The organism is Aquabacter sediminis, assembly GCF_028863665.1.
Classification (GTDB): domain Bacteria; phylum Pseudomonadota; class Alphaproteobacteria; order Rhizobiales; family Xanthobacteraceae; genus L1I39.
Genome location: NZ_JARBFX010000009.1, coordinates 129,953 through 142,408, shown reverse-complemented (window position 1 = coordinate 142,408; position 12,456 = coordinate 129,953). Strand labels below are relative to the sequence as shown.

The window sequence follows — 12,456 nt, the reverse complement described above, 5'->3', positions numbered from 1 at the left end:
TCACCCCCCTCCCGCCCGCCAATGGCCAATCCTCGCCCAGCCCTCTAAGGTGCCCGCCCCTCAAGCCTGGTCTCCCCCCGTGCATTACGCCGCCCGCCTCCAAGCCACCCTCGATCTTCTGACCGAAGTCCACGCCGTCGCCCGCCCCGCGGACGCGCTGGTCTCATCCTGGTTCCGCGCCAACCGCCAGCTGACCGAGGCGGACCGCGGCTTCATCTCCGACCTGCTCTATGCCCTGCTGCGCCATCACGCGCGCCTCGGCTGGTGGGTGACGCGGCATGGGCGGGAGGCGACGCCCCGGAACCGCCTGTTGGCTTGGCTGGCGCTCAGCGCGCGCCAGACGCCCGACCAGTTGAAAAACATCTTCAGCGGCAAGCACTTGGAACCGGCGCGGCTGAACGATAACGAGCGCGCCCTGCTGGTGAAGCTGCACGGCTCGGCCCTCACCTCCCCCGCGATGCCGACCGAGGTGCGTGTCGAATGCCCGGATTGGGCCGCCGCCGCCCTGCACCGGCGCTTCCCGGACACCTTCGAGCAGGACGTCGCCGCGCTGTTGGACCCCGCGCCGCTGGATCTTCGCGTCAACCCCTTGAAAGGGCAGCGGGACTCCATTCTCCAGGCGCTCCATGACCTCGGCTTGCCGGCCGAACCCTCAGCCCTCGCGCCCCACGGCATCCGCGTCCGCGAGCGCCCCTCCCTCGCTCGCCTGCCCATGCTGAAGACCGGTGAAGTGGAGATCCAGGACGAGGGTTCCCAGTTGGTCGCGCTTATGGTCGACGCCCGCCCCGGCGACCGGGTGGTGGATTTCTGCGCGGGGGCCGGCGGCAAGACCCTGGCCATCGCCGCCCAGATGGCCAATAAGGGCCACGTCATCGCCTGCGACGTGCTGGACATCCGCCTGAAGCGCGCCGCCGAGCGCTTCCGTCGCGCGGGGCTGCACAATATCGAGACCCGGCCCCTGGCCAATGAACGGGACAAGTGGGTCAAGCGCCACAAGGGCGGCTTTGATCGCGTCTTGGTCGATGCGCCCTGCAGCGGCACCGGCACATGGCGGCGCAATCCGGACGCCCGCTGGCGCGTTCTGGGGCCAGGCCTCGACAATCTCCTTCCGCTTCAAGCCTCTATTCTCGACAGCGCGGCGCGGCTCGTAAAGCCGGGCGGACGGCTGGTCTATGCCACCTGTTCGCTGCTGCTGGAGGAGAATGAGGAGCAGGTCGCGGCCTTCCTCGCGACCCATCCCGATTTCCGCGTGGTACCCTTGAGCGAGGCCGCGCCGGGACTGACCGGCTCCACCCACCCGGACTATCTGGCCTTGACCCCGGCCCGCAACGACACGGACGGCTTCTTCGCCGCCGTCATGCAACGCGTCCCGACACCCGCAGCGCCCTGAACCATATCGGATCGCAGCGCCGCTTCACTCACTTGCGGGGCAGAGGCACACCCTTGGTGGTGAATCGCCGCGCCACCGGCGCGGGGCGCACAGGCCGCTTCGTGCCCGCCGCCTTGCCCGTGCCGGGCGGCTGATGCGCCGGCACGAGTTGGTCCGGACGGGGGCCGATGAGGTCGGCCCGGCCCATCTCCTTGAGCGCCTCGCGCAGGATCGGCCAATTGTCAGGGTCGTGATAGCGCAGGAACGCCTTGTGCAGCCGACGCTGGCGCAGCCCCTTGATGGTTTCCACCTGGTCGCTGGCCCCGCGCCGCACGCCGCGCAGCGTGTTGACGCCGGTATGATACATGGCGGTGGCGGTGGCCATGGGCGAGGGCAGGAAGGTCTGCACCTGGTCCGCGCGATAGCGGTTCTTCTTGAGCCAGAGCGCGAGGTTCATCATGTCCTCGTCGGTCGTGCCCGGATGGGCCGCGATGAAATAGGGGATGAGATAGTATTTCTTCCCCGCCTGCTTCACCGCGGCGTCGAACATCTCCTTGAACCGGTCATAAGTGCCGATACCCGGCTTCATCATCTTGTCGAGGGGACCACGCTCCGTGTGCTCGGGCGCGATCTTCAGATAACCGCCCACATGGTGGGTCACCAATTCCTTCACATATTCGGGGCTCTTGACCGCAAGATCATAGCGCACGCCGGACGCCACCATCACCTTCTTCACGCCCTTCACCTCCCGCACCTTGCGGTACAGGCGAATGAGATCGTCGTGGGAGGTGTTGAGGTTGGGGCAGATGTCCGGGAAGACGCACGACGGCAGCCGGCACGCGGCCTCGATCTTGGGGTCCTTGCAGGCCATGCGGTACATATTGGCGGTTGGCCCGCCAATGTCGGAGATCACGCCGGTGAAACCGGGCGTCTTGTCCCGGATTCGCTCGATCTCCTTGAGGATGGAGCCTTCCGACCGGTTCTGGATCACCCGCCCTTCATGCTCGGTGATGGAGCAGAAGGTGCAGCCGCCGAAGCAGCCGCGCATGATGGTGACCGAGAATTTGATCATGTCCCAGGCGGGGATCTTGGCATCTCCATAGGAAGGATGCGGCGCCCGCGCATAGGGCAGGTCATAGACCGCGTCCATCTCCTGCGTGGTCAGGGGGATGGGCGGCGGGTTGAGCCAGAGGTCTCGGTCGCCATGGCGCTGGACAAGCGGGCGCGCATTGCCGGGATTGGCCTCGCGGTGAAGCACGCGAGACGCGCGGGCATAGGCCTCGCGGTCCTGCTCCACCACCTCGAAGGAGGGCAGGCGAATGACCGTGTCGCCTGCGACGCGGCTTGCCGCCTCGTCAGCAGAATCAAGATCATCGGCGGGAAGTTCGGTGTAGTGCTCCGGCACTTTGCGGAACAAGGCCACGCCGCGTATGGAGTCCAGGTCGCGCGGTGCCTCTCCGGCGGCAAGACGGTTCGCCACTTCCACCACCGCACGCTCGGCATTGCCGTAGATCAGAAGGTCTGCCTTGGCATCGGCGAGCACCGAGCGGCGCACCTTGTCGGACCAGTAGTCGTAATGGGCGATGCGGCGCAGGGAGGCCTCGATGCCGCCCAGCACGATGGGTACGTCCTTGTAAGCCTCGCGGCACCGCTGGGTATAGACGATGGTGCAGCGGTCCGGCCGCTTTCCACCCTCGCCACCGGCCGTATAGGCATCGTCATGGCGCAGGCGGCGATCGGCCGTATAGCGGTTCACCATGGAATCCAGATTGCCGCCGGTGACGCCGAAGAACACACGCGGCTTGCCGAGCGCCTTGAACGGATCGGGCGAATGCCAGTCGGGCTGGGCGATAATGCCCACCCGGAAGCCCTGGGCTTCCAGCAGCCGGCCGATAATGGCCATGCCGAAGCTGGGATGGTCCACATAGGCATCGCCCGTCACCAGCACGATGTCGCACGCATCCCAGCCGAGCGCATCCATCTCCGCCCGGCTCATGGGCAGGAAGGGAGCGGCCTTTCCGGACGGCCGCCCGTGGCGGAACAAGGAAAGCTGGGGCGTTTCGGGGGCAAGCTGGATGTCCATGGCGCCCACGCATAGGACGTCAATATGGCAAATTCAACTCGCCACGCCTGACGGCAGGCAAAAGAGACATCACATCCGCTCCAATGGCTGGGGCAGATCTCTCTTTTCCCATCAACAAGCGCCCATCGGGCGCGGCCGGCACTCTATGCCGGCAGCACGACGACCTTCGTCTTCACCGGCGTGCGGGAGTAAAGATCCAGCATGTCCTGGGTCAGGAGGCCGACGCAGCCGCTGGTCACGCCGTGGCCGATGGATTCGGGATCGATCGTCGCATAGATTGTGTAGAGCGTGTAATTACCGTTCTGGTAGAGATACAGCGTCCTGGCGCCCAGCGGATTTTCCAGGCCACCCGGCATTCCGTTGGCGTATTTGGCCACTTCCGGCTGGCGCTTGATCATTTCCTTGGGCGGGGTCCAGGTGGCCCATTCGCCCTTGCGGCCGACATAGGCATCCCCGCTCCAGCGGAAGCCATCGCGGCCCACATTGGCGCCATAGCGGGTGGCCATCCCATCCTCTTCGATGCGATAGACGTAGTAATTGCCTGGATCGACAATGATCGTGCCGGGCGCTTCCTTCGTCTCGTACCGCACCGTGCGGCGATAATATTTGGGATCGAGCTTGCTGACGTCGGCCGCCGGAACGGGGAACTTCTCAGCTGGCAAGGGGCCGTAGAGCTTTTCCGCCTCGGCGAGGGTCATGCCGTCCGGGGTGGCGCAGCCACCGAGCCCAAGGGCACCGAGGCCGAGCGCGGAACCCACCATGAAGGTGCGCCGACTGAGGCGTCCCGACAGCGCGCGTGCCAGCGCCATCTCATTTGCCCGACGGGCATTTCCAGCGTCCATGACCATGACTCGCATTTCCCCGATCCAAGCTTGCCGCTCCAGATGCCACAAGCGCCTCTCCCGGCCAGACGCCGGGGCCGTGCCATCGCGCGAAGAGGTTCTGCCCGGATCCGGCTCCAAGCTGAGCGGAGATTGCCGCCCTTGTGGGCGAGAGGCAAGCACGGGTTTTCACGAGGCCGACAGACGCCGACCACGGGTTGCACTGGCCGGCACCTCCAGGCTGCCAGGAGGAATGGCCTGTGGGGGTGAGAGGGCGCCTCGCAAAGCAGCGGGGCGCCCTCTGTGGTGCATGACGCGCGGATCAGGCTGCGCGCAGCTGCGTTACGAAACTCTCGACCTCGTGCCTCAGGTCCCCAGCCTGCTTGGACAGACCTTCGGACAGGCTCAGCAACTGGCTTGAGGCCGTGCCGGTCATCTCCGCCGCCCGACCGACGCCGGTGATGTTGTCCGTAACCTGTTGCGTGCCCGTGGCGGCCTGCTGGCAGCTCTGGGCGATCTCTCCGGTGGCCGCGCCCTGCTCCTCCACCGCACCCGCAATGGCAGTGGAGATGGACTTGATATCCCCCACCACACGGATGATCTCCGCCATGGAGGCGACCGTGCCGTCCGTGGCCGATTGGATCTCGGAAACCTTGGAGGCGATGTCGTCGGTGGCCCTGGCGGTCTGGCTGGCCAGTTCCTTCACCTCGGCCGCGACCACAGCGAACCCCTTGCCCGCCTCGCCCGCGCGTGCCGACTCGATGGTGGCATTGAGCGCGAGGAGGTTCGTTTGATCGGCGATCCCCTTGATCAAGGAGATGACGTCGCCGATGGCGCTTGCCGCCTTCGCCAGTTCGCTGATGCGGGTGTTGGACGCCTCAGCCTCCCGGAAGGCGACATTGGCCACTTCGGCCGAGTGGAACACACGACCGCTCATTTCGCGAACGGAAGCTGCCAGTTCCTCCGACGAGGCGGCGACCGTTTGAACATTGCCCGCGGCCTGCTCGGCGGCCGCTGCCACGGCCTGCGCCTGGCGGGAAGTCTCCTCGGCAGTGGCGGATAGGTTGCGGGCAGATCCGGCCACGTCATTGGAGGTTGTGGCGAACTGGCCGGCGAGGGACTGCATGTTCTTCACGAAGGACTGCGCCAGATGCTCGCGCCGCGCCAGCGTTTCGTGTTCGGCTGCCTTGCGGCTGTCCTCTTCCCGTCGTGCCGCTTCGGCGACCGCCAGAGTGTCGCGGAAGGTTCGCAAGGCCGTGCTCATGGCGCCGACCTCGTCCTGGCGCTCGGTGAAGCCCACCTCGGTCGCGTAATCGCCAGAGCGGATGCGCTCCATGCTGGCCACCGTCGCGCGGATGGGCACGGCGATGAGCGTGTTCAGGGCAAAAGCCGCACTGCAGCCGATCACCAGAATTGCGCCCACAGATGCGATAGCGGAAACGAGGATGGTTTTCTCCGCTGAACGCATCGTTTCATTGCGCACGCCAAGAAGAGAGCTCTCCGCCTCCTTCAATTCGGCAACCAGAAGGCGGATCTTGTCGAAATAGACCTTGCCCTTGCCGCTGCGCTCCACATCAACGGCCGCATCCTCGGAACCCGGCGTCCTCATGAGGTCGATGGCATAATGGGAGACGTTACGCTGCCAGTCCTCCACCTGCTCGCGCACGGCGTCTAGCCGCTTCTGCTGGATCGGGTTGTCGCTGGTCAGCGACTTCGCCGCACTCCAATTGTCGGCGAAGGCTTTCTCGCCGGACACAAGCGGTGCGAGGCTGCCATCCTTCCGCGTCAAAAGAAAACCACGTAGGCCCGTCTCCTGGTCCACCATGGCCGCCATCATCCCGTCGACCCTGTCCAGCACATGGTAAGTGTGGATCGTCCAGTCCACATTCTTCTCCAAGGTCGTTTCCGCCTGAAGAATGATGCCCCCGGTGACAAGACTGGTCAGAAGTACAAGCCCGAACATCAAAACGATTTTTGTTCGGATCGCCAAATTCTTCAGGCTCATCGTGCACTCCGATTTCAGTTGTCCGGCCGCCGTGTCCGCGTGGCTCGTCCGGTATGGCTCTTTGCAAGGAGAGGACGGCAAGTAACGCAGTCCCCGGAACGACAAGTTCGAGGCGAGGGGTGACGTCGCGCATGAGCCCCTGGGGCGCCAACGCGCGGCATCGCCCTCTCTTGCGAAAGGACCCGCCCGACGGTGGCCGTTGATATGCCGCCGCCACGGTGCGCCTCACGCGCCCTTGCAGACCTCTCTCGGCCACAAGAGCGCGTGAGGTAACCGCCTGAAGCTTGCCCGAGCCTGTGGACGCTGCCTTGCAACCGTGGCCCATGGGCAGGAGCGAGCGCCGCGAAGGGTGGAGCCATGGCAAGGGCGCCGCTGTGGGAGAGCGAGCGCCTCTGCGAGTCTGCAGACTCTGCCAGACGAGGCCGCGCGCGGTCACCTCTGCCGCACCTGACGCAGCGGAATTTGACCTGACCTCCCACATCCGGCAATATCACTGACGGCTCAGGGGGCGATTGTTGAGCATTAAATGCACAACCGTGGGCCTCCCTCAAATGCGGAGCCGCTGTATTGCCTGATAAGTATATTCCGTTCGTGCGCGGCCTTTCACGGGTTGCCCTATACGCTGCTATCACCTGCCTGATTTTTGGCCTGATGTATGTCGACGCGACTACCACTGGCACATTCGGCGAAACGTCTCTTGTCGAGATATCCCAATCAATACTTCTGTTCGCCATTTCGGCGATTTTCGTCCTCACCGCCATAAAGGTGGCTGCCCTGCGCAAGTCCGCTTGGCTGCTCGCAACATTCTCCACCGCATCGCTCATTCGGGAGAACGACATCTGGCTGGACATGCTCCACTCCGACGGATGGCAGATACTCGTCACGCCGGTGATTCTGGTGGGCCTCGCATATACCTGGATCAATCGCGACGCCTTCCTCGAAGAGCAAAAGGTCTACACAGAGAGTGTCTCATTTGGGCTGCTCATATCGGCCCTGATGACCACCTACATCTTCGCCCGACTGTACGGCATGGGAGCTTTCTGGCAGATCGTTCTGCAGGAGGCCTATGCTCGCCCAGTGAAGGACATGAGCGAAGAGTGCGTAGAACTCTTTGGGTACGGCCTCCTCCTCTTCTCGGCACTCGAATTTGTGGCGCTGGCGAAAAGCAGGGCCCGCGAACTCTCCCCCAGCCTCGCCTCGATATAGGCACGCAGCAGGCGCACTCACCTCTTAGCAAGGGTGAGTTTGACGCCTGCCTCTCGGCTTGCCCTGATCGGTCAACGCATGGCTGAACACCGCTGCGGACTCGGCATCGGTAAGTCTCTTCTGCGTCAACTTGGGCTTCTTGACCATCTTGCCCACCGGCTTGGCAGCAGGCTCACCCCTCGCGGCATTGGCCAGCCCCAGGGGCGGAAACGGGCTTCAACAGGCTCTTGGCCGATAGGCACCCTCGGCTTGCCGCTGTAGGGCCTCCGCTGCCTGCGCATGGGCCTTTGCCACCTCGGCCAGTTGGGGGCGCGGCTGGCCTCGTCAATCCTCAGATGATGGCCCGATAAATTGCTGGTTGGCCCTTCAGTCGCTCCAGCCGCTCCAGGTCCGCCCACTCGGCTTCCACCTGTGCAGACATCTCGGCATGCCGCCGCTTGGCCTCTTGAGGGTCTTTGGTGCCGAGCGAGCGCTTCACCTCGGTCTTGCCAAGGAGGGGCCTCAGGCGATCAGGGACGGCCCTGCGGAACTGATAAACGCCGCTCTTGGGGTGCTTCGTCGGACGGGACATGGCGAGGACCATTGGACCACCTGTCTGTACCACCAGACGGTTTCCAACGCCATGAAAGACAAAGAGTTTTGGCAAATCAACGCCTTAGAAAGGCGATGGTGCCCAGGAGAGGACTCGAACCTCCACGGTGTTACCCACTGGTACCTGAAACCAGCGCGTCTACCAATTCCGCCACCTGGGCTCCGCAGCTCTTTCGAGCGGCGGGAGGCGTTCTCTTAAGGGGGAGGCGGGAGGCTTGTCAACGGCCCTGCTGCGCCAAAGTCGGCAAACGGGTGCGAAATCTGGCGCGAAGGCTTGCCGTGACTGAAACAGGCGACTTTTCCACAGGCTCCCGGTCGGGAGACCCAGAGCCTCCGGCCCGTGCGGTGCGGGCGCGACTCGCAATGCCGAATTGACGAAGATACGTCGCGAGGCTCCAGCGCTGACGGGGGACGGTTTCGCACTGGGGCTGATCCCGCGTGTCGGGGCTGCGTTCGGAGAATGAGAGGACCTGCTTGGCAAGGAGGAGGGCCACGTCAGAGGGTCTCTGACCGACCAACGGCCCCTTCGCGCAAGTCGTCCGCACCACGACTCACGGGTAGATGGTGCCCGCAATCACCCGGCATGAGCGAAATCGCGAGACGATCCCCGTCCGGGGTGGCCCCCTCGCTCAGCAGGATCGAGGGGGGATTGCTGGTCGGATCGACGGCGCCTCGGCGAACGTCCCTCAGCGGTGCACGAAACCCGGCGCGCGCTTCTCGACGAACGCACCCATGCCTTCGGTCTGGTCGGCGAGGGCGAACTGGGACTGGAAGACGCGGCGCTCGAACCGGATGCCCTCGGCAAGCGAGGTCTCATAAGAGCGGTTGACCGCCTCCTTGGTCATCATGGCCACGGGCAGCGACATGTCGGCAATCTGCGCCGCCACCTTCAGGGCCTCGGGCAGGAGATCGGCGACCGGAAGCACACGGGACACAAGGCCGGACCGTTCGGCCTCCGCGGCGTCCATCATGCGGCCCGTGAGGCACATTTCCATGGCCTTGGACTTGCCCACGAAGCGCGTCAAACGCTGGGTGCCGCCGGAGCCGGGCATCACCCCGATCTTGATCTCCGGCTGGCCGAACTTGGCATTGTCCGCGGCCAGGATGAAATCGCACATCATGGCCAGCTCGCAGCCTCCGCCCAGCGCAAAGCCAGCCACCGCGGCGATCACCGGCTTGCGGGTGCGGGACAGGCGTTCCCAGGAGGTGATGAAGTCGTCAAGATAGGTGTCGGGATAGGAGAAGTCCTTCATCTCCTTGATGTCCGCACCGGCGGCAAAGGCGCGCTCGGAGCCGGTCAGCACCATGCAGCCGATCTCGCGGTCGGCCTCGAAGACATCCAGGGCCGCATTCAGGTCGCGGATGATCTGCGCGTTCAATGCGTTCAGGGCCTGCGGCCGGTGCAGGCGGATGAGCCCAACACGGCCATGGGTTTCAACCTGAATCGTCTCGTAAGCCATTTCTTGCCTCCCGATGGGGGCCTGAAGCCCGCCTGGGCAAGTTGTGTAGAGGGGCCGCGCGCGCGAGGGAAGCGCTTTGCGCAGCCCTCGGCCCCGCTCACCTCTGGCAGGTCGGGCAGAAGAAGGTGGAGCGTGCGCTCTGCACGATGCGCTCCACGCGCCCCTTGCAATGAAGGGTGCGGCAGGCCTGTCCCTCCCGGTCGTAGACGCGAAAGGCGTGCTGGAAATAGCCCAGCTCTCCATCCACCCGGCGATGATCGCGCAGGGAGGAGCCGCCGGCGAGAATGGCATCCCGCAGCACATCTCGGATCGCGGTGACGAGCCGCTCGGCGCGCGCGGTGGGTGCGCCGGTTCGGGTGGCCAGCGTCGACGCCTGGCGCCGGGGGGAAAGGCCGGCGCGATGGAGGGCCTCGCACACATAGATGTTGCCCAGACCCGCCACGACCTTCTGGTCGAGCAATGCCGCCTTCAGGCTGGTGCGCTTGCCGGCGCAGGCCCGGGCCAAATGCTCCGCATGGAAGGTGTTGCCCAGCGGCTCGGGGCCGAGATCCCGCAGCAGGGGATGGCTGTCGAGCCGGTCATAGGGCACCAGCAGGATGGCCCCGAAGCGACGCGGATCGTTGAAGGTCACGGTCGCGCCGCCGGCGAGGCGAAACACCACATGGTCATGCGGGCCCGGCGCGGCACGCGGATAATGGAAGGCACCGGGACGGGAGGGCGCGGGCCCACCGTCGATGCGGATCGAACCGGACATGCCCAGGTGAAGGATCAGCACTTCTCCGCCATCCAGGTCCGCGAGGATGTATTTTGCCCGGCGGCCGATCGCTTCCACCCGGCGCCCGGCCAGTCGCTCGGCGAAGCTTTCGGGGAGGGGCCAGCGCAGATCGGGACGGCGCGCTTCGGCCTCCTCGATAACGGCGCCTTGAAGGACGGGGAGAAGGCCGCGGCGGACGGTTTCCACCTCGGGCAATTCAGGCATCTTGTCTACTGCTCCACCGGTGCGCCACCCTGGCGCAGATCCGGCTTTGATCACCATTTGAAGCAGGAAGGCTATCGAGGTTGCGCCGCAGTGCAAGCAAGAAAGAAAGAGGCCTTGCCGATATCCCCCTATTCCGCTGCGTCCCTTAGATCCGCACCTGTCGACCGGCGAGAAACGGGCGACGCGGTTTGCTCCGTCTTTTCAGGTGACTGCTCAAACTCCAACTGTTCCAAGCGCGTCCCGCGCTTGGCGATCTTGTCGGCGGAGATGAGAAGACCGGAAATGTCCTCGCCCACCATCCCGAAATGCTTGGCGAGATCTCCCGCCCGATTTCGTAGCCGGCTCACATCCTCGACCAATGCCGAAACCTCGGCGCGAATGCGGTCCGCCTGTTCGCGCATGCGGGCGTCTTTGGAGATCGCCTGCACCACCTGGATGGCCAGCATGAGCAGGGAAGGCGAAACGATCATCACCCGCGCCCGGAAGGCACGCTGGATCACCGCGTCGAAGTGCTCGTGAAGGTCGGCATAGACGGATTCCGAGGGCACGAAGATAAGCGCGATGTCCTGTGTCTCGCCCGCCAGCAGGTAGCGTTCCGCCACATCGCCCACATGCTTCATCATGTCGCCGGCCAGGCGCGTGCCGGCGGCCTTTCGGGCCTCGGGCGTTGCCGCCTCGCGGAAGGCGGTGACCGCTTCCAAGGGAAACTTAGCGTCGACCAGCAGCGGGCGCGCATCCCCGGGCAGGAACACAGCGCAGTCCGGCCGGCGGCCGTTGGAGAGGGTATATTGGAAGGCATAGCTGTCGCGCGGCAGACCGTCGGCGATGATGGCTTCCATGCGCGCCTGCCCGAAGGCGCCCCGCGCCTGCTTGTTGGCCAGGGTCTGGCGCAGGGAGACGACCTGCGAGGAGAGATCGGAGAGGCTCCGCTCCGCCTTCTCCACCAAAACCAGGCGTTCGGCGAGGCGGGTCAGACTGTCATGGGTGGCACGGGCGGCGGTGGAAAAGCTTTCGCCCAACCGATGAGAGGTGGAATCAAGCCGCTCCGAAACCGCGCGGGCAAGTTCGCTCTGCCGCTGGGCCAGAACTTCCGCCATGGTTTGCACGCGCCCGGCCGTTTCCGCCTGGATGCGGGCGAGATCGCGCAAACGCGCTTCCAGCTCGGCCGCACGCTGTGCCGCCTCGGCCGCCTCTTGCGCGCGCAGGGCTGCGGTGCGCCGGGTGGCCACCAGGAGGGCAAGCAGAAGCACAAGAGCGATCGCCCCCATGCCGGCCAGGATCTCGCCGCCGCTGAGACTGAGAAAACTCATCGGAAAGAGCTGCTCCATCATCTCCTCCCCAATACATGACTCCTCTTCGTGAACAAAGAGCGAACATGTTGACCGTTGCCGTTGCATCGCCTATCTGGCGGGAATGGCCATCCGACCCATCATCATCTTGCCCGATCCCAAGCTCCGCCTGCCTTCAGCGCCGGTCGCGAAAGTCGACCATGCGGTGAAGAAGCTGGTGACGGACATGTTCGAGACCATGTACGACGCGCCCGGCATCGGGCTTGCCGCCGTGCAGGTGGGCGAGCTGCGCCGCATCGTCACCATCGACGTGTCACGCGAGGGCGAAGCCAAGCAGCCCATGGCCTTCATCAACCCCGAAGTCATCGCAACGTCGGAGGAGCTCTCGGTCTATAATGAAGGCTGCCTCTCCATTCCGGACTATTACGAGGAAGTGGAACGGCCCGCGCGGGTGACCGTGCGCTATCAAGACCTAGAGGGCGCCACCATTGAGCGGGAGGCCGACGGCCTGCTGGCCACCTGCCTCCAGCACGAGATCGACCACCTCAATGGCGTGCTGTTCATCGACCACATTTCCAAGCTGAAGCGTGACCGGGTGACCAAGAAGTTCGTGAAGGCCGCCAAGCGCGACGCCGGCTGACGGATCGGATCCT

General features: G+C 64.9%; 10 protein-coding genes and 1 tRNA gene. 3 read left to right on the top strand and 8 right to left on the bottom strand.

The window, feature by feature from the left end:
• Positions 1-79 precede the first annotated feature (79 nt).
• Positions 80-1,390, top strand: coding sequence for an RsmB/NOP family class I SAM-dependent RNA methyltransferase (locus PV781_RS18250; protein WP_274777069.1), 1,311 nt, complete (start codon positions 80-82; stop codon positions 1,388-1,390).
• 28 nt (positions 1,391-1,418) lie between these two features.
• On the opposite strand, the gene PV781_RS18245 is transcribed toward PV781_RS18250, so the two are convergent.
• The 3 genes from PV781_RS18245 to PV781_RS18235 form a co-directional block, all read right to left on the bottom strand.
• Positions 1,419-3,452 carry a YgiQ family radical SAM protein gene (locus PV781_RS18245; RefSeq protein WP_274777068.1) on the bottom strand — a complete coding sequence of 678 codons (2,034 nt, stop codon included), beginning with the start codon at positions 3,450-3,452 and terminating at the stop codon, positions 1,419-1,421.
• Positions 3,453-3,595: 143 nt separating this feature from the next.
• Positions 3,596-4,300: a L,D-transpeptidase gene (locus tag PV781_RS18240; protein WP_274777067.1), complete on the bottom strand. Its 705-nt coding sequence runs from the start codon at positions 4,298-4,300 to the stop codon at positions 3,596-3,598.
• A 295-nt stretch (positions 4,301-4,595) separates the two neighbouring features.
• Entirely contained in the window at positions 4,596-6,278 is a 1,683-nt protein-coding gene (locus PV781_RS18235) for a methyl-accepting chemotaxis protein (protein WP_274777066.1), read from the bottom strand.
• 567 nt (positions 6,279-6,845) lie between these two features.
• On the opposite strand from PV781_RS18235, the gene PV781_RS18230 reads away from it, so the two are divergent.
• Positions 6,846-7,484 carry a hypothetical protein gene (locus PV781_RS18230; RefSeq protein ID WP_274777065.1) on the top strand — a complete coding sequence of 213 codons (639 nt, stop codon included), beginning with the start codon at positions 6,846-6,848 and terminating at the stop codon, positions 7,482-7,484.
• Positions 7,485-7,815: 331 nt separating this feature from the next.
• On the opposite strand, the gene PV781_RS18225 is transcribed toward PV781_RS18230, so the two are convergent.
• The 5 genes from PV781_RS18225 to PV781_RS18205 form a co-directional block, all read right to left on the bottom strand.
• Positions 7,816-8,067 (bottom strand): DUF6538 domain-containing protein, encoded by a 252-nt coding sequence (locus tag PV781_RS18225; RefSeq protein WP_274777064.1) that lies wholly within the window; start codon positions 8,065-8,067, stop codon positions 7,816-7,818.
• Positions 8,068-8,151: 84 nt separating this feature from the next.
• Positions 8,152-8,236: transfer RNA gene (locus tag PV781_RS18220), tRNA-Leu, on the bottom strand.
• 525 nt (positions 8,237-8,761) lie between these two features.
• Entirely contained in the window at positions 8,762-9,535 is a 774-nt protein-coding gene (locus PV781_RS18215) for an enoyl-CoA hydratase (RefSeq protein ID WP_274777063.1), read from the bottom strand.
• A gap of 97 nt (positions 9,536-9,632) precedes the next feature.
• Positions 9,633-10,514: a bifunctional DNA-formamidopyrimidine glycosylase/DNA-(apurinic or apyrimidinic site) lyase gene (mutM, locus tag PV781_RS18210; protein WP_274777062.1), complete on the bottom strand. Its 882-nt coding sequence runs from the start codon at positions 10,512-10,514 to the stop codon at positions 9,633-9,635.
• Positions 10,515-10,642: 128 nt separating this feature from the next.
• Positions 10,643-11,845 (bottom strand): DNA recombination protein RmuC, encoded by a 1,203-nt coding sequence (locus PV781_RS18205; protein ID WP_425532420.1) that lies wholly within the window; start codon positions 11,843-11,845, stop codon positions 10,643-10,645.
• Between the two features lie 82 nt (positions 11,846-11,927).
• Here PV781_RS18205 and def point away from each other — a divergent pair, with 82 nt between their 5' ends.
• The gene (def, locus tag PV781_RS18200) at positions 11,928-12,443 is read left to right on the top strand and encodes a peptide deformylase (RefSeq protein ID WP_274777060.1); all 516 of its coding nucleotides are present in this window, start codon (positions 11,928-11,930) and stop codon (positions 12,441-12,443) included.
• The last annotated feature ends 13 nt before the right edge of the window (positions 12,444-12,456 follow it).